Annotated in this window: 17 protein-coding genes and 1 pseudogene; 8 read left to right on the top strand and 10 right to left on the bottom strand. The window is 69.8% G+C overall.

All coding sequences use genetic code 11. The features are described from left to right. Positions 1–47: 47 nt before the first annotated feature. From ABMQ42_RS11255 to ABMQ42_RS11230, 6 genes are all read left to right on the top strand, one after another. Entirely contained in the window at positions 48–1,844 is a 1,797-nt protein-coding gene (locus tag ABMQ42_RS11255) for a glycoside hydrolase family 15 protein (RefSeq protein ID WP_349723079.1), read from the top strand. Positions 1,845–1,904: 60 nt separating this feature from the next. Beyond that, entirely contained in the window at positions 1,905–2,882 is a 978-nt protein-coding gene (locus ABMQ42_RS11250; protein ID WP_349723078.1) for a sensor histidine kinase, read from the top strand. Further along, a complete protein-coding gene (locus tag ABMQ42_RS11245; protein ID WP_349723077.1) occupies positions 2,875–3,570 on the top strand; it encodes a response regulator transcription factor in 696 nt (231 codons plus the stop codon). The genes ABMQ42_RS11250 and ABMQ42_RS11245 overlap by 8 nt, the downstream gene beginning before the upstream one ends. Before the next feature lie 133 nt (positions 3,571–3,703). Further along, a complete protein-coding gene (locus ABMQ42_RS11240; RefSeq protein WP_349723076.1) occupies positions 3,704–4,744 on the top strand; it encodes an ABC transporter substrate-binding protein in 1,041 nt (346 codons plus the stop codon). 36 nt (positions 4,745–4,780) lie between these two features. Next, on the top strand, positions 4,781–6,520 hold the full coding sequence (locus tag ABMQ42_RS11235) for an ABC transporter permease (RefSeq protein ID WP_349723075.1): 1,740 nt from the start codon (positions 4,781–4,783) through the stop codon (positions 6,518–6,520). Beyond that, a complete protein-coding gene (locus ABMQ42_RS11230; RefSeq protein ID WP_349723074.1) occupies positions 6,498–7,694 on the top strand; it encodes an ABC transporter ATP-binding protein in 1,197 nt (398 codons plus the stop codon). Before ABMQ42_RS11235 ends, ABMQ42_RS11230 begins: the two co-directional genes overlap by 23 nt. Before the next feature lie 325 nt (positions 7,695–8,019). Here the strand turns inward: ABMQ42_RS11230 and ABMQ42_RS11225 are convergent, their stop codons facing one another. The 4 genes from ABMQ42_RS11225 to ABMQ42_RS11210 form a co-directional block, all read right to left on the bottom strand. Continuing rightward, positions 8,020–9,111 carry an ABC transporter permease gene (locus tag ABMQ42_RS11225; protein WP_349723073.1) on the bottom strand — a complete coding sequence of 364 codons (1,092 nt, stop codon included), beginning with the start codon at positions 9,109–9,111 and terminating at the stop codon, positions 8,020–8,022. Continuing rightward, positions 9,108–9,992: an ABC transporter ATP-binding protein gene (locus ABMQ42_RS11220; RefSeq protein WP_349723072.1), complete on the bottom strand. Its 885-nt coding sequence runs from the start codon at positions 9,990–9,992 to the stop codon at positions 9,108–9,110. Before ABMQ42_RS11220 ends, ABMQ42_RS11225 begins: the two co-directional genes overlap by 4 nt. A 105-nt stretch (positions 9,993–10,097) precedes the next feature. Beyond that, on the bottom strand, positions 10,098–11,051 hold the full coding sequence (locus tag ABMQ42_RS11215) for a response regulator (RefSeq protein WP_349723071.1): 954 nt from the start codon (positions 11,049–11,051) through the stop codon (positions 10,098–10,100). Next, positions 11,044–12,291, bottom strand: coding sequence for a sensor histidine kinase (locus tag ABMQ42_RS11210; RefSeq protein WP_349723070.1), 1,248 nt, complete (start codon positions 12,289–12,291; stop codon positions 11,044–11,046). Before ABMQ42_RS11210 ends, ABMQ42_RS11215 begins: the two co-directional genes overlap by 8 nt. Before the next feature lie 170 nt (positions 12,292–12,461). Here ABMQ42_RS11210 and ABMQ42_RS11205 point away from each other — a divergent pair, with 170 nt between their 5' ends. Further along, positions 12,462–13,046, top strand: a complete 585-nt coding sequence (locus tag ABMQ42_RS11205) for an NADPH-dependent FMN reductase (protein WP_349723069.1) — start codon at positions 12,462–12,464, stop codon at positions 13,044–13,046. Between the two features lie 46 nt (positions 13,047–13,092). On the opposite strand, the gene ABMQ42_RS11200 is transcribed toward ABMQ42_RS11205, so the two are convergent. From ABMQ42_RS11200 to ABMQ42_RS11175, 6 genes and pseudogenes are all read right to left on the bottom strand, one after another. Beyond that, the gene (locus ABMQ42_RS11200; RefSeq protein ID WP_349723173.1) at positions 13,093–13,284 is read right to left on the bottom strand and encodes an ABC transporter ATP-binding protein; all 192 of its coding nucleotides are present in this window, start codon (positions 13,282–13,284) and stop codon (positions 13,093–13,095) included. A 195-nt stretch (positions 13,285–13,479) separates the two neighbouring features. Next, a pseudogene (locus ABMQ42_RS11195) lies at positions 13,480–13,956 on the bottom strand (ATP-binding cassette domain-containing protein); the annotation flags it as partial. An 11-nt stretch (positions 13,957–13,967) separates the two neighbouring features. Beyond that, on the bottom strand, positions 13,968–14,831 hold the full coding sequence (locus ABMQ42_RS11190; RefSeq protein ID WP_349723068.1) for an ABC transporter ATP-binding protein: 864 nt from the start codon (positions 14,829–14,831) through the stop codon (positions 13,968–13,970). After that, positions 14,828–15,823 carry an ABC transporter permease gene (locus ABMQ42_RS11185; RefSeq protein WP_349723067.1) on the bottom strand — a complete coding sequence of 332 codons (996 nt, stop codon included), beginning with the start codon at positions 15,821–15,823 and terminating at the stop codon, positions 14,828–14,830. The genes ABMQ42_RS11190 and ABMQ42_RS11185 overlap by 4 nt, the downstream gene beginning before the upstream one ends. Beyond that, a complete protein-coding gene (locus tag ABMQ42_RS11180; protein ID WP_349723066.1) occupies positions 15,823–16,761 on the bottom strand; it encodes an ABC transporter permease in 939 nt (312 codons plus the stop codon). Before ABMQ42_RS11180 ends, ABMQ42_RS11185 begins: the two co-directional genes overlap by 1 nt. Positions 16,762–16,786: 25 nt before the next feature. Then, a complete protein-coding gene (locus tag ABMQ42_RS11175; RefSeq protein ID WP_349723065.1) occupies positions 16,787–18,472 on the bottom strand; it encodes an ABC transporter substrate-binding protein in 1,686 nt (561 codons plus the stop codon). A gap of 303 nt (positions 18,473–18,775) precedes the next feature. Between ABMQ42_RS11175 and ABMQ42_RS11170 the strand changes: the two genes are divergently transcribed. Further along, positions 18,776–19,672 carry a LysR family transcriptional regulator gene (locus ABMQ42_RS11170; RefSeq protein ID WP_349723064.1) on the top strand — a complete coding sequence of 299 codons (897 nt, stop codon included), beginning with the start codon at positions 18,776–18,778 and terminating at the stop codon, positions 19,670–19,672. Positions 19,673–19,680 lie beyond the last annotated feature (8 nt).

The following is a 19,680-nucleotide window of genomic DNA, read 5'->3' as shown; positions in this document are numbered from 1 at the left end:
CGCTGCGGTGCTGACGCAATGGGAGCAACGGTGCCAGACTCGAGGCGATGTCGATTCCGATCGAAGATTATGCCCTGCTGAGCAACTGCCGCACCGCCGCGCTGGTCTCGCGCGAGGGGAGCATCGACTGGCTCTGCGTGCCCCGGCTCGACTCGGGTTCGGTGTTCGGCGCGCTGCTGGGTGATGAAGACCATGGATGCTGGAGCCTGCGCCCCGTCGACGCGAAGGCCACAGCGACCCGGCACTACGATGGCGACACGTTGATCCTGGTGACGCGGTGGGAGAGCGCGAACGGCATCGCCGAGGTGCACGACGTCATGCCGATCGGCAAGCACGGCAGCGTCGCCGAAGACCGCGGCGACGTGATCCGCCGCATCGTCGGGGTCAAGGGCCTCGTCGAGTTCGACCACACGCTGCGCCTGCGCTTCGACTACGCGCGGGCGATGCCGTGGGTGCGGCAGGTCGGCACCGATGAGACGCCCGAGCTCGTCGCGATGGCCGGGCCCGACGCCGTCGTGCTGCGCGGGGCGCGGGCCGTGGCATCCGATCACGTCCACACCGGCAAGATCGCGGTGGCCGAGGGCCAGAGCGTCGACCTGAGCCTGACCTGGTTCCCGTCGTACCACCAGCCGCCCGAACGGCTCGATGTCGACGACGCCGTCGAGCGCACGCGCGCGTGGTGGCAGGACTGGGCCGACAAGATCGAGCACGCGGGTCCCCATCGCGACGAGGTCGTGCGGTCGCTGGTGATCCTGCGGGCGCTGACCAACCATGTCACCGGCGGCATCGCCGCGGCCGTGACAACCTCGCTGCCCGAGGACTTCGGCGGCGTCCGCAACTGGGACTACCGGTACGTCTGGCTGCGGGATGCCGCGCTGACCCTCGAGGCGCTGCTCGACCACGGCTTCATCAAGGTCGCCGCGCACTGGCGCGAATGGCTGCTGCGCGCCGTGGCCGGCGACCCCGCCGATCTGCAGATCATGTACGGGCTGGCGGGCGAGCGCGATCTCGCCGAGCGCGAGATGCCGAGCCTGCCGGGCTACGAGGGGTCGGCGCCGGTGCGGGTCGGCAACGGTGCGGCGCTGCAGTACCAGGCCGACGTGATCGGCGAGGTGCTCGTGACGCTGGCGGCGGCGCGGGATGCCGGGCTCAACGAGTCGGCGTTCTCGTGGCCGCTGGAGAAGAAGCTCGTGGCCCAGGCCGCGCGCCAGCTCGACCGGCCCGACAACGGACTGTGGGAGATCCGCGGCGACCCGCACATGTTCACGCACTCGCGGGTGATGGTGTGGGCGACGTTCGACCGGGCGATCCGCGCCGTCGAGGTGCACGGTCTCGAAGGTCCGGTCGCGAAGTGGCGCGAACTGCGCTCCCGGGTGAAGGCGGAGATCGACGAGCACGGCGTGACCGACGGGCACTTCACCCAGTACTACGGGACGACGGAGGTGGATGCCTCGCTGCTCCTCCTCCCGCAGGTCGGATTCTGCGCGCCCGACGACGAGCGCATGCTCGCGACCGTCGCGAAGATCGAGGGCGACCTGCTGCAGGACGGCCTGCTGCGCCGGTACCGCAACAACACCGGCGTCGACGGCCTTGCGGGGGAGGAGTATCCCTTCCTCGCGTGCTCGTTCTGGCTGGTCGAGCAGTACGCCGCCACGGACCGCCTCGACGAGGCGCACGCGCTCATGGACCGGCTGTGCGGCCTCGTCAACGACGTCGGGATGCTCTCCGAGGAGTACGACATCGAGAACCGCCGGCAGGCGGGCAACACCCCGCAGGCGTTCTCGCACCTGGCGCTGGTGCGCGCCGCCGACGCGCTGGCACGGGCGCGGCACAAGCCGCGGTAGGGGGGTGGCGAAGGCGCGCGTACGAAGCCCCGGTCGCGGCCGGTTACGGTTGACGGTGACATGTCCGTCTCACCACTCCCTCAGCAGACCGACACCGAGCCGGTGCCGGTGACGCTCGCCTCCACCTTCGTGCCGGTGCGCCGCGTGTCGGCATGGAGGTCGCTCGGCCCCGTCCCCGGTGCTCTGTACGCGCTCGCCCTGCTGCTGATCGCGGCGGCGACCGTGCTCCACCACGGCGACCGCGTCTTCGTCGCCGACGTCGCGCTCGCGCTCGCCGTCGTCGCCGCCGGCGCGGGCACCGTGCGCATGCTCACGTCGCGCAAGCGGGACCTTGAGTCCAACGCGCGGCTGCGGGCCCTGGCATCCCGTCGTTCCGACCAGGTCTCCATGCTCAGCCACGAGATCCGCACGCCGCTGGCGATCATCCAGGGGTCGGCCGAGCTGCTCGCCGAGCAGGGGCCCGGCCCGCTGCTGCCGCGGCAGGAGCGCTTTCTCGGGCGGATCCTCGACAACGCCGCGCGCATGTCGACCCTGGCCGAGCAGCTGCTCATGCAGGCGCGGCTGGAGTCCGACGCCTTCGAGCTGCGGGCCGAGGACGTCGACCTGCGCGCGCTCATGCGCGGCATCGTGCTCGAACTGCAGCCGGTCACCGGGGTGCCGATCGTGCTGCATACGCCGGGCGCGCCGGTGCGCGCCGAGGTGGATCCGCAGCTGATCCGGCAGGTCATGAACAACCTCATCATGAACGCCGCGCGCTCGGACCCCGGCACGGCGAGCATCGAGGTGCGCGTCACCGGCGGCGAGGACCAGGTCGTCATCGCGGTCAGCGACGGCGGCACGGGCATGACCGACGAGCAGCGTGACCGGCTCTTCCGCCGCTTCGCCAGCGGGCGTCCGCTCGGCAACGGCACCGGCATCGGGCTGTTCATCTCGCAGCAGCTCATCCGCCTGCACGGCGGCAGGATCTTCGTCGACACGATCACCGGAAAGGGAACGACCATGCTGTTCACGCTGCCGATGCGGAGGCCCCGTGGCTGACGAGCACCTCGCCTTCGTGGTCGACGACGAGCCCGCGATGCTCGACATCATGACGTTCGCGCTCGAGACGCAGGGCTTCCGCTGCGAGGAGTTCCGCAGCGCGGAGGCGGCATGGGTGGCCCTGCATCGCACCCGTCCGGACCTCGTCGTGCTCGACGTGATGCTGCCGGGCATGAGCGGCCTGACCCTGTGCTCGCGCATTCGGGCGACCAGCGACGTGCCGGTGATGCTCGTCACCGCCAAGGGCGAGCCGGCCGAGCGCATCGCCGGCTTCGAGGCCGACGCCGAAGACTACGTGGTCAAGCCCTTCCACCCGCGTGAGCTCGCGCTGCGCGCGCAGCGGCTCGTGCGCCGTCACGAGCCGACCGGCGTGGTGCAGACCGAGTTCGGGATGCTGCGGATCGACGCCAGCGGCATCGAGGCGCAGCTGGGCACCGAGCGGATCGCGCTGACCGGCAACGAGTACAAGGTCCTCGCCGCACTCGTGGCGGAGCCCAACGTGACGATCGACTTCCGCGGCCTGCTGATCGCCGGGTGGGGCGACGGCGACCGGCTCGGCGGCCGCGAGATGGTCAAGACGGCCGTCTACCGGCTGCGCCACAAGCTCGACGCCGCCGTGCCCGACAGCGGCCGCGTGATCGAGAGCGTGCGCGGGTTCGGGTACCTGCTCCGCGCAGACGCCGCCTGACCCGCCGTCGTCGGTCACAGAACTGTGACCGAACGTCACTGACCTGTCACCGATCCCGCACGCCCTCCTTCCTAGCGTGGAGAGGTCACCAAGAAGCGCGCCCCCAAATCGCGCGAACAAAGGAGTTCTGTCCATGAAGCGATCCGCACTCACCGGCGTCGCCGTCCTCGGCGCCTCGGCCGCTCTGCTCGCCGGCTGCTCATCGACCGGCGCCAACGCCGACGGCGAGAAGCTCACGTTCATCTGCAGCCCGCAGGAGGACTGGTGCCAGGCCGTGGCCGCCGCGTTCACGTCTGAGACCGGCATCCCCGCCGATTACGTCCGCCTCTCCGGCGGCGAGGCCGTCGCGCGGCTCAGCGCGACCGGCGACACACCCGAGTTCGACGTGTGGTTCGGCGGCGGCGCCGAAGGCCACATCGCCGCCGACGAAGAGGGGTACATCGCGAAGTACACCTCGCCCAACGCGGCGCAGATCCCCGCCGAGTACAAGGACGCCGACGGCACCTGGACCGGCATCTACGTCGGTGCGCTGAGCTTCTGCTCGAACACCGATGTGCTCGCCCGCATCGGCGCCGAGGCGCCGCAGTCGTGGGAGGACCTTCTCGACCCGAAGTTCAAGTCGAACGTGGCGATGGCGCACCCGGGCACCTCGGGAACCGCGTACCAGGCGGTGTGGACCGAGGTCGAGCTCAACGACGGTGATCAGGACGCGGCGCTGGACTACTTCCGCTCCCTGCACAGCAACATCCTGCAGTACTCGAAGAGCGGCTCGGCCCCCGGGCAGATGGCGGGCCGCGGCGAGATTGCGACCGGCATCATCTTCGCTCAGGACTGCCAGAAGTTCATCAACGAGGGCTTCACCAACCTGAAGACGACCTTCCCGAAGGAGGGCATGACCTACGAGGTGGGCGCCGTCTCGCTCATCAAGAACGCGCAGCACCCGAGCGCGGCGAAGAAGTTCATCGACTGGGCCCTGACCGCCGACGCGCAGGACATCGCGCCGACCGTGGGCACCTACTCGGTGCCGACCAACCCCGACGCGAAGATCACCGATGACATGGTCGACCTCGACGAGCTCAACCTCATCAACGCCGACATCAAGGAGCAGGGCGACGCACGCATCGAGCTGACCGGCCGGTTCGACGCCGAAGTGGCGCCCGCGCCCAAGGACTGACCGGCCCCACCCGACGCCAGAGAGACGAGAGACACCATGACCACGACCGTCGAACGGGCGGCACTGCCCGTGTCGGCCCCCGCGCCGGCACCGACCGCCCGGCGACGCAGGAGCGATGCGAGCGTCGTCATCCTGGTCGTCATCGTCAGCATCGTCCTGCTGCTGATCGTCGGGTATCCGCTCATCACACTGCTGGGCACCGCGGGTTCCACGGAGGGACTTGCGGTGCTCGGGCAGGTGTTCACCAAACCCGCCAACCTGCGGATCGTCGGTAACACCGTGCTGCTGGGCCTGTGCGTCGGCACGATCGGCACGCTCGTGGGCTTCGTGTTCGCGTACGCGCAGGTCAGGCTGCGCTTCCGCGGCAAGCGGCTGCTGAACCTGCTCGCGATGATCCCCATCGTCGCGCCGCCGTTCGCGGTGGCCACCGCCGTGATCACGCTGTTCGGCCGCAACGGCGCGATCACCACGGGCATCTTCGGCTGGCAGGCCGACATCTACGGTCTGCCGGGGCTCGTGATCGTGCTGACGCTGTCGTTCTATCCGGTCGCGTACATGAACATCAAGGGGATGCTGGAGAGCCTCGACCCCTCGCTCGACGAGGCGGCCGCGGGTCTGGGCGCGGGCAAGCTGCGGGTGTTCTTCACCGTCACGCTGCCGATGCTCATCCCCGGCCTGGCCGGCTCCTTCCTCCTGCTGTTCGTGGAGGGCATCGCCGACCTCGCGAACCCGCTCGTGATCGGCGGCGACTACACGGTGCTGTCGAGCCGCGCCTACCTGGCCGTCACCGGCGAGTACAACACCGCCGCCGGCGCCGCCTACTCGTTCGTGATCCTGCTGCCGGCCGTGCTCGTGTTCCTCGTGCAGCGCTATTGGGTCTCGCGCAAGAACGTCGTCACCGTCACCGGCAAGCCCACCGGCAGCAGCGAGCTGATCACGGCCCCCAGCATCCGCATCCCGATCCTCACGCTCGTCGGGATCGTCTCGGCCCTCGTGGTCGTCGTGTACGCGACCGTGCTCATCGGCGGATTCGTCAAGGTGCCCGGCGTCAACAACGCGTTCACCCTCGACCACTTCCGGTTCGTGCTGGCGGGGCTCGGCTCCAAGGCCATGGTCGACACGACCACGCTCGCCCTCATCGCGGCGCCGATCGCCGGCATCCTCGGCATGGTCATCGCGTGGCTCGTGGTCCGCAAGCTCAAGCGGACCGCGGGTCTCATGGACTTCGTCGGGATGCTGGGGCTCGCCGTCCCTGGCACGGTGCTCGGCATCGGCTACGCACTGGCGTACATGACGCCGACGACGCTGTTCGGCATCCCGCTGCTGCCCCCGCTCGCCGGCGGCGCGGCCGCATTCGCCGGGAGCATCGCCATCGTCCTCGTCTACATCGCCCGATCGCTGCCCTCGGGCCAGCGGGCCGGTGTCTCGGCGCTGCAGCAGATCCATCCGGCGATCGAAGAGGCATCCACCTCCCTCGGCGCCAACGGCGCCACCACCTTCGGCAAGGTGACCCTGCCGCTCATCCAGGCGGCGCTGGTCACCGGCGTCACGTTCGCGTTCGCGCGGTCGATGACGACGCTGTCGCCGATCATCTTCCTCACCACTCCGGGCACCAAGATCATGACCTCGCAGATCCTCGCAGAGGTCGACTCCGGGCGGTTCGGCAACGCCTTCGCGTACTGCACGGTGCTCATCGCGATCGTGCTGGTCGTCATCCTGCTCATCAACATCCTCATCAGAAAGGTGGTCTTCCGTGGCCGCACTCACCAGCGCTGAGCACACCGGGGCCATCGGTCTCAACGACCTCGAGGAGTTCCGCACCGACGAACCCACCGGGCGCATCACCCTCGCCGGTCTCACCAAGAGATACGGCGGCCATGCGGGCGATGCCGCGGCGGTCGACCACGTCGATCTCGAGATCCGCGCGGGGGAGTTCGTCACCCTGCTCGGACCCTCGGGATGCGGCAAGACGTCGACGCTGCGCATGATCGCCGGCTTCGAGGAGCCCACCGAGGGCGTCGTGCAGCTGGACGGCGCCGTCATGAACACGGTGCCGCCGAACAAGCGGCCGATGTCGATGGTGTTCCAGTCGTACGCCCTGTTCCCGCACCTGTCGGTGCGTGACAACGTCGCATACGGACTGCGGCTGAAGCGGATACCGCAGGCGCGACTGGCCGAAGAGGTCGACACGATTCTCGCGATCATGAATCTCGCACCGTACGCCGACCGCGCTCCGCACCAGCTGTCAGGCGGCCAGCAGCAGCGCGTCGCACTGGCCCGGGCTCTCGTGATGCGCCCGAAGGTGCTGCTCTTCGACGAGCCGCTGTCGAACCTCGACGCCAAGCTGCGCGTGCAGATGCGCAACGAGATCCGCCGGCTGCAGCGCCGTCTGGGCATCACGAGCATCTTCGTGACGCACGACCAGGACGAGGCCATGACCCTGTCGGACCGGGTCGTCGTCATGAGCCGCGGACGCATCGAGCAGATCGCGTCGCCCGAGGAGGTCTACCGGCGTCCCGAGTCGGTGTTCGTCGCCGATTTCATCGGCCGCGCCAACTTCCTCGATGCGAGTGCGCTCGCCGCGCCCGTCGACGGTGCGATCTCGGTGCACGCACTGGGACAGCGCAGAACGGTGCCGTGCCACCCCGACGTGACCGCCGACAGCGACGTGCTGCTCATGATCCGTCCCGAGTCGGTGCGCCTGGAGAAGGTCGACCACGCAGCCGCCGAGTCGGGTGCGGCCGACGTGCGAGACGACCTCGGGCGTGTGCTCAGCGTGATGTTCCACGGCGACACCGTCGAATACGACGTCGAGACCGATGCCGGCACGATCGTCGCGTCGGTCTCCGACCCCACCGCGGCCGAGATCTTCGAGCCCATGGACGTCGTCCGCGTGATCGTTCCCGATGACCGTGGCTGGGTGCTGCCGCACGCGGCCCGCGAGGACTGACCGCAGGACTGGTGCGCGGCGACGCCGGGTTGGCTTGAAACAGCGTTGAACTTCCGGTTCACACACCGCCGCGAGGCTGTGTGAACCGGAAGTTCATTGCGTATTCGCCGGTGGTCGCGCTCGGGCGCTGATTTCCGCGGTGGCATGGGGCTCCCGGTGCGCTCACCGGTTGATAACTCTCGCTTATCAACTGGTGAGCGTCGTATGCGGGGTGTGCCGCTGCGCCGAAACCGGGGATTGCCGCTGACCCCCGGGACGTCGCCCTCGGTTTCGGCGGAAGTCCCCGGTATCGGCGCCGGCCCCGGCCCGCGGCATCCGCCCCCGACTACGCCTTCAGCGCCTCGCCCAGCTTCACGCGCGCGCCCATGCGCAGCAGCGAGTTGCGGTAGATCTTCGACCCCACCAGCACCGCGGCCACGCACGTGACGATCAGCAGCGCGAGCGACACGAGCGGCTCCCACCACTGCGCGGCGCCCAGGTACAGCCGCAGCGGCATCGCCACCGGCGCCGAGAACGGCACGTACGACATGACCGTGAGCACGATCGGGTTGTCGTTGAACAGGATCACCAGGATGTACGGCGCGAGGATCAGCATCGTCAGCGGCATCGTGGTCGAGCCGATGTCCTCCTGCCGCGAGACCATGGCCGCGGCCCCCGCGAACAGCGCCGCCAGCAGGATGAACCCGAACAGGAAGAACACGGCGAACCACACCATCGGCCCGCCCAGGCCCGCCAGCACCGCGTTCTGTCCGCTCACCGACAGGCCGATGATCGCGATGGCGACCAGCACGATGATCTGCCCCATCGCGAGGATCGTGTTGCCGATCACCTTGCCCGCCATCAGCGCCCGCACCGGGATCGCCGAGATGAGGATCTCGACCACGCGCGTCTGCTTCTCTTCGACCACCGACTGGGCGATCGTCGATCCGAACATCGACGCGGAGATGAGGAAGACGATGCCGAAGCCGATCGCGACCAGGTAGCGCAGCAGCGCGTCCTCGGGGCTCGCGTTCAGCAGCTGCACGGGCGGCGACACGCTCAGTACCGCGACCAGGTCCTGCGGGACGGAGTCCTTCGCCACGATCTTCACCTGCACCGGGCTGTCGGCATCGGGCACGATCGCGGCATCCACGTCGCCGCTCTTCACGAGAGCGGTCGCGGCGTCGACCGAGTCGGCGGTCGTCACCTTCAGGTTCGGGATGTCGGCGACGATCGACGCCGATTGGCTCGTCACGGCGACCGGGGTCTGCGAGGGGTTCGCGGCTGAGAAGCCTCCCCAGATGACGCCCGCGAGAGCGAACGCGAACATGATCAGCGTCGAGATGACGAACGCCTTGCTGCGCAGCTTCGAGCAGATCTCTCGCTCGGCCACGAGCCAGATGCTCTGCGCCGTCGTCGGCGCCGTGGGAGTGCTCACTGGATGACCTCCTTGAAGATCTGGGCGAGGGTGGGATGCCGCGGTGCGAAGCTCTGCACGCGCGAGCCTTCGACCGCGCGGCGCAGCACGCGCTGGGCCGTCTCGTCGTCATCGACGTCGAAGACGGCCGAGCCCGCGGCGAAGTCGACGACCTCAACGCCCGGTTCGTCGCGCAGCCAGCCGGCGTCGCCCGAGGTGTGCAGCTCGTAGCGGTGCCCGGCGTGGGCGGCACGCAGCGCGTCGGAGGATCCCGCCGCGCGGATCGTGCCCGCCGCGATGATGACGAGGTCGTCGCACAGACGCTCGACGACGTCGAGCTGGTGCGAGCTGAACAGCACCGCCACGCCCTGCGCGGCGCGCTCCTGCAGGACCCCGGCGACCACGTCGACGGCCAGCGGGTCGAGGCCCGAGAACGGCTCGTCGAGGATCAGCACCTCGGGATCGTGCACGAGCGCCGCGGCGATCTGCGCGCGCTGCTGGTTGCCCAGCGACAGCGTCTCGACCTTGTCGTTCAGGCGCTCGCCGAGCCCGAGCCGCTCGAGCAGTGCCGTCGCGTTGCGGTCGGCGTCAGCCTTCGAATAGCCGTGCAGACGCGCGAGGTAGGCGATCTGCTCGGCGACCTTCATCTTCGGATACAGGCCGCGCTCTTCGGGCATGTACCCGAATCGGCGTCGGTCGCCGTCCGAGATCGGTGCGCCGTCGAGCTGCACCTCGCCGCCGTCGGCGGCGAGCACGCCGAGCGCGATGCGCATGGTCGTCGTCTTGCCGGCGCCGTTGCCGCCGACGAATCCGGTCAGCCGCTTCGGTGCGACGTCGAACCCGACGTCGTCGAGCACCCGGCGGCCGCCGTAGCTCTTGGTGATGCCGCGCAGTTCGAGCATCCGTCCTCCTCGTTCGGTGTGCTTCCACGCTACGGAGGAGTGGGTGCCGCGGCATCCCCCCTGCGACGGGTATCGGCGTCTCCGCCGCGCGGGGGAGGAGCCCGCTCAGGCCAGGCCGCGCCGGTACGCCAGCACGACGGCCTGCACGCGGTCGCGCGCGCCGAGCTTGGCCAGCACGTTCGAGACGTGGGTCTTCACGGTGGCCTCGCCGATGTACAGGCGCCGCGCGATCTCGGCGTTGCTCAGCGCGTCGGACATCAGCCGCAGCACCTCGGCCTCGCGCTCGGTGAGGTCGACGGGCGGTACGGACTCCCGCGTCGCCGCGACCGTCGGGGCCGCCGAGGCCGGATCAGCCGCCGCGCCTCCCTGTTCAGCAGGCGCTTTCTGCGGGTCTTCGGCGGGGGAGGTCGCAGATAGTGACTGCCGAACAGGGGTGGCGCGTGCCCGGAAATGTTCAGCAGTCGGTTTCTGCGGGTCGCGGGCATCGGCGGCTGCAGAAGGTGACTGCCCAACAGAGGGGGAGGAAATGGATGCCGCGGCCCCGGAGCCGGCGGGGGCGGATGCCGCGGCCGCGGCCCCGCCGTCCGCGAACCGCGCGATCACCCGGCGCGTGACCTCGGGCGAGAGCAGTGCATCGCCCGCAGCGGCCACGCGCACCGCGCGCACGAGCTCTTCGGGCCCGGCGTTCTTGAGCAGGAAGCCCGCAGCGCCCGCCGTGAGCGCGGCGAACAGGTAGTCGTCGCGATCGAAGGTCGTCACGATCAGCACAGCGGCATCGAGCGACGGGTCGGCGACGATGCGGCGGGTGGCCTCCAGCCCGTCCATGTCGGGCATCTGCACGTCCATGCAGATGACGTCGGGCTGAAGCCGCGCAGCCGCGGCCACTCCCTCGGCCCCGGTGGACGCCTCGCCGGCGACCTCGATGCCGTCCGCCGCCTCGAGGATCAGCCGGAACCCGGCCCGCATCATCGCGTGATCGTCGACGAGCAGCACGCGCAGTGGCGGGCGCGCCGCCCCGGTCAGCGACGCGGGCACCAGCTCAGGCCCGGACTCAGGCATCGGCATCCCCCGTCGTCGCCAGTGCGACCGCGGCCTGCGGCACCGTCGCCCGCACCAGGAACCCGCCGTGCTCGCGCGGCCGCGCCTCGATCGTGCCGCCGACCGCGAGCGCCCGCTCGCGCATGCCCACCAGGCCGAGGCCCCGGCCCATGCGGGCGACGGGGCGGCCGGTGTTCGTGACCTCCAGCTCGATGCCCGCGTCGTCGTAGCGCAGGCGCACGTCGGCCGCGGCATCCCGCCCCGCGTGCCGGCGCGCGTTGGTCAGGGCCTCCTGCGCGATCCGGTAGAGCGAGACCTGCACGGTGTCGGGCACGGGGTGCGGCTCGCCGATCACGGTGAGCGTCGCCGGCAGCCCCGCCGAGGCGGACTCGGCGACGAGATCGGCCAGCCCCGCAAGCCCCACCGTGCTGGGCGCGTCGGCGTCGCCGTCCGAGCGGAGGGTCTCCAGCAGCTGACGCAGCTCGTAAAGTGCATCGCGGGCCGAGGCCTCGACCTGGCCGAGGGTGCGGGCCGCGGCATCCCGGTCCTTGTCCATCACGGCGCGGGCGGCGCCGGCCTGCACGCCCATCAGTGAGACGTGGTGGGCCACGACGTCGTGCAGCTCGCGGGCGATGCGCACCCGCTCGAGGGCGACCGCCTGCGCGGCCGTGCGCTCGCGCTCGTGCTCGAGCTCGGCGGTGCGCTCCTGGAGGGCGCGGCGCTGGAGGGAGGCGGCATACGTGCGCTCGCCGAAGAAGTAGGCGCCGCCGAAGTACAGCGCGTTGACCAGGATGTTCAGCAGCGCATACGCGACGAACGGCGAGAAGGCGCCTGCGCGCGACAGCGAGTCGTCGGCGGGATGCGTCGCCTCGACGAACGTGACCGTCAGCAGCCAGACGAACATGCCGATCGTGATGCCCGCGCGCACCCACAGGGCGCGGCGGCGATCGGGCGAGACCGCGCCGACCGTGTAGAAGCCGATGAACATCGCGATGTTGCCGGCGTACAGCTCGGGCACGTGCCAGGTGACGGCCGCGAAGTAGGCGGCGGCGGTGACGACGGCGACGGTACCCGGCCAGCGGCGCCGCACCGCGATGGCGCCGGCGAGCACGATCGCGTAGACCACGGCCGCCCACATCGGCGCCTGCTTGTCGCCGTACAGGCCGGCGACGGCGCCGAGGGCGGCACTGATGATCGCGCCCACGCCGATCGCGGCGGCGAGGGCGAGGTCCTGTCGCTGCAGGCGGGGATCGACGCGCATCCCTCCACCGTAGGAGGGATGCGGCCCCGGCGCCTCCCCCGGCGGGCGGAGATCGCCGTATGACTCCGCATGACCATTCGCGGGAATACATCACAGGAACATCGGATTGACTGTCTGCGGGGCACCCGACCCGGGGTGCCCGTCTCCCCAGAACAGAAGGACGCGCAACCGTGCCCCAGTACACGATCGGCTACATCGTCGGCAGCATCTCGTCGACCTCGCTCAACCGCAAGCTCGCGAAGGCGCTCGCCGCCCTCGCCCCCGCCGGCGTCGAGCTCGTCGAGATCGCCATCAAGGACCTGCCGTTCTACTCGCCCGACCACGACGCCGACTACCCGCAGGTCGCTCGCGACTTCAAGCAGGCCATCGCCGACGTCGACGGGGTCATCATCGTGACCCCCGAGTACAGCCGCTCGATCCCGGGTGTGCTGAAGAACGCCCTCGACTGGGCCGCGCGTCCGTACGGCCAGGGCTCGTTCGACGGCAAGCCGACCGCGGTCATCGGCACGTCGGGCGGCGCGATCTCGACCGCCACGGCGCAGCAGCACCTCAAGGCGATCCTCAGCCACTACAACGCGCCCACGCTCGGCCAGCCCGAGGGCTACATCCAGGCCACGCCGGGCCTGTTCGGCGACAACGGCGAGGTCTCGAACGAGGGCACCGCGGCGTTCCTGGGCGCGTACCTCGACGCGTTCGTCGCGCTCATCGACCGCTACGTCGACGTCGCAGCGGAAGACGAGTCGGCGGCCGCCTGACGACCGCTTCTTTCGCAATGAGGGCCGGGATGCCGCATCCCGGCCCTCATGCGTGTGCGGAAGCCGTGTCCTCGGCAGCGGCGGCAGCCGCCTCGGACGCGATGAGCGCCGCGCGCTCGTGCTCCCACTCCGGGCGGATGCGGGGGACGGCCGCGAGCAGCTGCTTCGTGTACTCGTCCCGGGGGTCGTCGAAGACCGCGTCCCGCTCTCCGTGCTCGACGATCCGGCCCTGGTGCATGACCGCGACGGTGTCGGCGATCTGGCGCACCACGGCGAGGTCGTGGGCGATGAAGATGTAGCTGAGGCCCAGGTCGCGCTGCAGCTCGCGCAGCAGGTTGATGACCAGCGCCTGCACCGACACATCGAGCGCCGACACGGCCTCGTCGCACACCACCAGCCGAGGGCTGACCGCCAGCGCGCGGGCGATGCCGATGCGCTGCGCCTGCCCGCCCGAGAACTGGGCGGGGTAGCGCTGCAGATGGTCGGGATTCAGCCCGACGCGTTCCATGAGGGATGCCGCGAATGCGCGCCGTCCGCCGGGGATGGCCTTGCGCTGGTAGTCGAGCGGGGCCGTGATGATGCGCTGCACCGTGTGGCGCGGGTTCAGCGACGAGAACGGATCCTAGAAGACCACCTGCACGTCGGTGCGGAAGCGGGCGAGCCGGCTGCCGCGGGCGGCGGTGACGTCCTCGCCGTCGAACTCGATGGTGCCCTCCGTGGCGTCCATGAGCTTGGCGGCCATCCGCGCCGTGGTCGACTTGCCGCTGCCCGACTCGCCGACGATGGCGAGGGTGCGCCCGGCGTCGACGGTGAAGCTCACGTCGTCGACGGCACGGAACACGCCCCGCTTGCCGGACAGAGCGCCGCGGCCGCGCGTGGCGAAGTCCTTCGAGAGGTGCTGCACCCGCATGATCACATCGGTCATGGGCGGACCTCCTTCATCGTGGCGACGTCGTCGCCCAGGCGCGGCACCGCGTCGAGCAGGGCCCGCGTGTAGGGCTGGGTCGTGCGTGCGAAGACGTCCTCGGCCGGCCCCTGCTCGATCTGCACACCACCGCGCATCACGAGCACCGTGTCGGCGATCTCGCTCACAACGGCGAGGTCGTGCGTGATGAACACCATGCCCATGCCGGTAGCGTCCTGCAGCTCGGTGAGCAGCTCGAGGATCTGCGCCTGCACGGTGACGTCGAGCGCGGTGGTGGGCTCATCGGCGATGAGCAGATCGGGTTCGAGGCAGATCGCCATGGCGATCATGATGCGCTGGCGCATGCCGCCGGAGAACTGGTGCGGGTAGTGGTCGATGCGTGTCTCCGCGTCGCGGATGCGCACGCGCTGCAGCGCGTCGAGGGCGACCTTGCGCGCGGCGCGCCGTGACCCGCCGCGGTGGGCGCGGTAGGTCTCCTCGATCTGCAGACCCACCGTGTAGTACGGGTTCAGGGAGGAGAGCGGGTCTTGGAAGACCATACCGATGCGCTCGCCGCGCACCCGCCGCATCTCCCGGTCCGACCGTGCGGTCAGCTCGTGTCCGTTGAGCTTCACCGAGCCGGTCGTGCGGCCGCCGCGCGGCAGCAGCCCCATGATCGCCAGCGAGGTCATCGACTTGCCCGAGCCCGACTCGCCGACGATGCCGATGGTCTGGCCCGGGTCGACGGTGAACGAGATGTCCTTGACGACGTCGGCGTCGCCGCGCGAGGTCGGGAAGGTCACGGTCAGGTCGTCGACCTCGAGCAGGCGGGCGCCGGGCAGGCGGATGCCCACCGTCTTCAGGGAGGTCTGGTCGCTCATGACGCCTTCACCCGCACTCTCGGGTCGAGGCCGGTGTAGGCCAGGTCGACGATGATGTTGGCCGCCACGACGAGCACGGCGGCCAGCAGCGTGACCGCCATGATGACGGGCTGGTCGTTCTTCGTGATCGAGTCGGCGGTCAGCTTGCCGATGCCGTTCAGGCCGAACACCGTCTCGGTGATGAGTGCCCCGCCCAGCAGCCCCGCGAAGTCCATGCCGAAGAGGGTGACGACGGGCGTGAGCGCCGGGCGCAGCGCGTGGCGGCTGATGATCGTCGACGGGTGCAGGCCCTTCGCGCGCGCCGTGCGCATGAAGTTCTGGCCCAGGGTGTCGATGACGTTCGTGCGCACGATGCGCGAGTACATCGCGGCGTAGGCGAAGGCCAGCACCGACCACGGCAGGATGTAGGTCTGGAACCACCGCAGCGGATCGTCGCCGAAGTCCACCTGCTGGGGAAACGGCAGCCACTGCAGCTGGACGATGATCACGTACTGCAGCAGCAGGGCGATGAAGTAGTTCGGCACGCTGATGCCGGCCAGCGCCGACACCATGACCGCACGATCCCAGAACCGGCCCTCCTTCAGCGCGGCGATGAGGCCGCCGACGACGCCGAACAGCAGCCACAGCACGGCGGCGCCGACCGCGAGGGTGGCACTGACCGGGAAGCGGGATGCCACCATCTCGGTGACCTGCTGGTTGGTCTGGAAGCTGAACCCGAGGCACGGCACGTCGCAGGCGACGGCGTTGGCGCCGGTGCCGAACGTGCGTCCTCCGAAGATCCCCACCATGAAGTCGCGGTACTGCACCCAGAACGGCTGGTCGAGACCGAGCGTCGTGTGGATCTGCGCGATGCGCTCGGGGCTGCAGGTCTTGCCGCAGATCTGGTAGGCGGGATCCGGCGAGAGCAGGAAGAAGATCGCGTACGTGAAGAGGCTGATCAGGAAGAGGACCAGCACGGCGCCGCCCAGGCGGCGCAGGATGTACCAGAGCATCAGGCGGCGTCTCCCGCATCGAGGATCTTGCCGAGGCGGTCGCCCAGCACGGTGAACGAGAGCACGGTGAGGAACAGGAACACGCCCGGGAAGATGAAGTACATCGGGTCGCTCGCGTACCAGGGCACCGCCTGGGCGATCATCTTGCCCCACGACGGCGTGGGCGGCACGACGCCGACGCCGAGGAACGAGAGGCCCGCCTCGGTGCCGATGTAGGCGGGGACCGACAGCGTGACCAGCACGATGATGGTGCCGCGCAGATTGGGGAGGATCTCGCGCAGGATGATGCCCAGCCCGCGTCCGCCCGAGGCGCGTGCGGCCTCGACGAACTCGCTGGTGCGCAGGCCCATGGTCTGGCCGCGGACGATGCGCGCCGTGTACGTCCAGCCGAAGACGCTGAGGACGATCACGAGCAGCACGAGCCTGTTGTCGGCGGGCAGCGCCGAGAGGATCGCGATCATGAAGATGAGCGTGGGGAACGCCATCAGGAAGTCCATGACGCGTGAGACGACCTGGTCGACCCAGCCGCCGTAGAAGCCCGCGAGCATTCCGGCGAGCACACCCAGCACCGTCGTGGCGAGCGTGGCGGCGAAAGCGATCGTCAGCGAGACGCGGGCGCCGTACGCGATGCGCGTGAAGATGTCGCGGCCGTTGCCCGGTTCGACGCCGAACCAGTGGTCCGAGCCGATGCCGCCCCCGGGGCCGACCGGAAGGCCGCCCAGATCGGGGTTGATCGCATCGGGGTCGAACTCGTTCGGTCCCCAGCCGGTGAGCTGGGCGACCAGCGGTGCGAACACCGCGAGCAGGAGGATGAAGACGATGAACGCCGCGCTCAGCAGCGCCGTCGGAGAGGTGCGCAGTTCGCGCCAGACCCGCCGGCCCGGCGTCGGGGCGCTGTCTGTGAACAGCGCCCCGACGGATCCGGACTCGACGGTCACTTCATTGAGTGCCGTCGCCACGACGTCACTCGTCCGCGTTCTTCAGACCCACCGCGACGAGGTCGATCTGCCCGGAGAACGCCGGGTCGGAGTAGGCGCCGGCGATGTTGCTGCCGGTGACGAGGACCACCTTCTGGTAGACGAGCGGCACGGCCGCCGCCATCGTCACGAGGCTCTTGTCGATGTCGGACCAGGCCTTGCCGGCGGCCTCGATGTCGGTCATGGACCGGATCTCGGTCATCTTCTCGTTGATGGACTTGTCGTTGAGCTGCGACCAGTTGTAGTTGCCGACGTCGTTGATCTGCGAGCCCTCGAACAGCGGCGGCAGGAACGTCTCGCCGTTGCCCCAGTCCGAGCACCAGGCGCCCAGGACGGCCTCGTTCTCCTTGGCCGCGTTGCCGACCGACTCCCAGTAGCTCGACGAGTCGATGGAGTTCAGCTTCACGGTGATGCCGGCCTTCTCCAGCGACTGCTGGATGGCCGCGCCCTGCGCCTGCGAGACGGTGCCGCTGGCGAGGTCGAGCGTCATCGTGAAGCCGTCGGGCAGCCCGGCCTCCGTGAGGAGCGCCTTCGCCTTCTCGGGGTCGCCGGCGTGGTCGGTCGACGGGTAGACGTCGAAGTCCTGGCGCCCGTCCATCTGCGGCGGCAGGATCGTCGTCGCGACGTCGGCGAGCAGGGTGCCGCCGGTGCCGTTCTGCACGCTGCTCTTGTCGACAGCCCAGGCCACGGCCTGGCGGGCCTTCTCGTCGTCGAAGGGCTTCTTCGTGGTGTTCAGCGCGAGGAAGGTCGAGCAGCCCATGGTGCCGCTGAGCGTGCGGGACTTGATCTCGGGGGTCTGGACGCGGGCGATGGATGCCGCCTGGATCGAGCTGCCGATGGCGTTCGCGTCATCGCCCTGGCTGGCGATGAGGCGCTCGTCCATGGTGGCCGCGTCGAGCGTCATGTTCCATTCGAACGCGTCGGGCAGCGCGGGGCGGATGCCGTCGCTCGAGGCCTTCCAGTAGTCGTTGCGCGCGAGCTTGAGGGTGGTGCCCGGCGTGTACTCGGCGACGCGGTACGGGCCCGACGCGATCGGCTTCTCGTCGAGGCTCGTGGTGGTGACACCGGCGTCGGCGGGGAAGGGCGTGTACACCGGCTGCGACACGGCGTGCGCGAAGTCGGGGAACGACCGGCTCAGGTGGAAGATGATCGTCTTGTCGTCGGGCGTCTCGATCGACTTCAGGTGCCCGTCGCGGTAGACGCCCTCGTAGCCGTCGACGTCGGCCAGCAGGGTGCGCGCATACGGCGAGCCCACGGCGATGTCGGGGTCGAACGAGCGCTCCACGCCGAAGCGGACGTCCTCGCTGGTGATCGGCGTGCCGTCTTCGAAGAAGATGTCGTCCTTCAGGTGGAAGGTCCAGACGGTCGCGTCGTCGTTCGGGGTGCCGAGGTCGGTGGCGAGGTCGGGCAGGATCTCGTTCGCCTGGTCGCCGGTGCCCTGGGTGGTGAGCGTCCGGTAGATCAGGCGGTAGAAGTCCATGACCCCGGTGTCGTACCCCTGTGCGGGGTCGAGGTGCGAGTAGCCGCTGTTGAGCACGTACACGGTGCCGCCCTTCACGGCCTGGGTCGAGGCGGAGTCTGAGGGGGCGCTGCTCGTGCCGCCGCCGGAACAACCGGCGAGCACCAGAGCGCCCACGAGGGCGATCGGTGCGAGGAGGGTTCTCATCTTCATGGTCGCGGTGCCAATCTGTGTCGGCCGACAGGCCGGGTGAGGAGGACTGGCCCCCGTCAGATGGCGGGCACGACCTGCCGCGCGCAGACATGACGGGTCGGCGATGATCCGTATGAAGGCATGCGGCGGCTGAGCTGCCGTTTCACTCGGGGGGAGTCGGGTGCTGTGAAACAGTCATGCATGACAGAGCGTCCGGGATCGCCGGGATTGCACTGTAACCAATAGTGTCAACGGTCCGAGCTATCATTGAAAGCGATTATTCATGACGAGTATCGTTCGGTTTCATCGATGAAAGGCTGAGCCGTGTTCGAGCTGCGACGATTGCGCCTGCTTGCTGAACTCGCCCAGCGCGGCACCATCGCCGACGTGGCGTCGCGGCTCTCGTACAGTCCGTCCACCGTGTCGCAGCAGCTCAGCGTCCTCGAACGCGAGGCGGGCGTGCCCCTGCTCGAACCCGATGGGCGACGGGTCAGGCTCACCCCTCACGGCCGGCTGCTGGCCGAGCATGCCGTCCGGGTGCTCGAGCTCGACGAGGCCGCGCGCGAGGCGATGCGGTCGGCGCAGTCCGGCCAGGTCACGGTGCGGATCGCCGTCATGACGACGGTCGCCGAGGCGCTCGTGCCGCGCGCGCTGGCCGAGCTCGCGACATCCTCTCCCGACATCCGTGTGGAGATGCGCGAGATGCCGCCCGAAGAGGCGCTCGACGAGCTCGCGGCGCGCGCGTTCGACCTCGTGGTGGCCGAGCAGTATCCGGGGCATACGCGCGAGCTGCACGCCGGCATCGACCGCACCCTGCTCGGGACCGACCCGGTGCGCCTGGCGGTGTCGGCCGAGTCGGCCGCGACCGGCATCGCCGACCTCGCCGACGAGCCGTGGATCATGGAGCCCGCGGGCACCGCGGTGCGCGATTGGGCCGTGCAGCAGTGCCGGCAGGCGGGGTTCGAGCCCGACGTGCGGTACGAGGCCACCGATCTGGGGGCGCACATCCGCATGGTCGCGGGGGGCCAGGCCGTCGCGATCCTGCCCGACCTCGTGTGGACCGGCGAGCGGCACGGGGTGTGCAGCGTCGACCTGCCGGGGTCGCCGGTGCGCGAGCTGTTCGCGGCCACCCGCGTGGCCTCGCGCGGCAGCGAGCCGATCGGGCGGGTGCGTGCGGCGCTGGCCGAAGTGCTCGCCGACCACCGGCCCGCGGGGGAGTGAACCGCGCG

Source organism: Microbacterium sp. KR10-403, assembly GCF_040196215.1.
In the GTDB taxonomy this organism is placed as follows: domain Bacteria; phylum Actinomycetota; class Actinomycetes; order Actinomycetales; family Microbacteriaceae; genus Microbacterium.
This window is presented reverse-complemented; position numbering and strand designations above follow the sequence as displayed.

Coding starts and splice junctions, on each gene's coding strand:
- ABMQ42_RS11255 (WP_349723079.1), top strand. CDS start 48: ATGTCGATTCCGATCGAAGATTATGCCCTGCTGAGCAACTGCCGCACC.
- ABMQ42_RS11250 (WP_349723078.1), top strand. CDS start 1,905: ATGTCCGTCTCACCACTCCCTCAGCAGACCGACACCGAGCCGGTGCCG.
- ABMQ42_RS11240 (WP_349723076.1), top strand. CDS start 3,704: ATGAAGCGATCCGCACTCACCGGCGTCGCCGTCCTCGGCGCCTCGGCC.
- ABMQ42_RS11235 (WP_349723075.1), top strand. CDS start 4,781: ATGACCACGACCGTCGAACGGGCGGCACTGCCCGTGTCGGCCCCCGCG.
- ABMQ42_RS11220 (WP_349723072.1), bottom strand. CDS start 9,992: ATGCTCGAACTGCGCGGCATCACCAAGAGCTACGGCGGCCGCCGGGTG.
- ABMQ42_RS11215 (WP_349723071.1), bottom strand. CDS start 11,051: ATGCCTGAGTCCGGGCCTGAGCTGGTGCCCGCGTCGCTGACCGGGGCG.
- ABMQ42_RS11210 (WP_349723070.1), bottom strand. CDS start 12,291: ATGCGCGTCGATCCCCGCCTGCAGCGACAGGACCTCGCCCTCGCCGCC.
- ABMQ42_RS11200 (WP_349723173.1), bottom strand. CDS start 13,284: ATGCACCAGGGCCGGATCGTCGAGCACGGAGAGCGGGACGCGGTCTTC.
- ABMQ42_RS11190 (WP_349723068.1), bottom strand. CDS start 14,831: ATGAGCGACCAGACCTCCCTGAAGACGGTGGGCATCCGCCTGCCCGGC.
- ABMQ42_RS11185 (WP_349723067.1), bottom strand. CDS start 15,823: ATGCTCTGGTACATCCTGCGCCGCCTGGGCGGCGCCGTGCTGGTCCTC.
- ABMQ42_RS11175 (WP_349723065.1), bottom strand. CDS start 18,472: ATGAAGATGAGAACCCTCCTCGCACCGATCGCCCTCGTGGGCGCTCTG.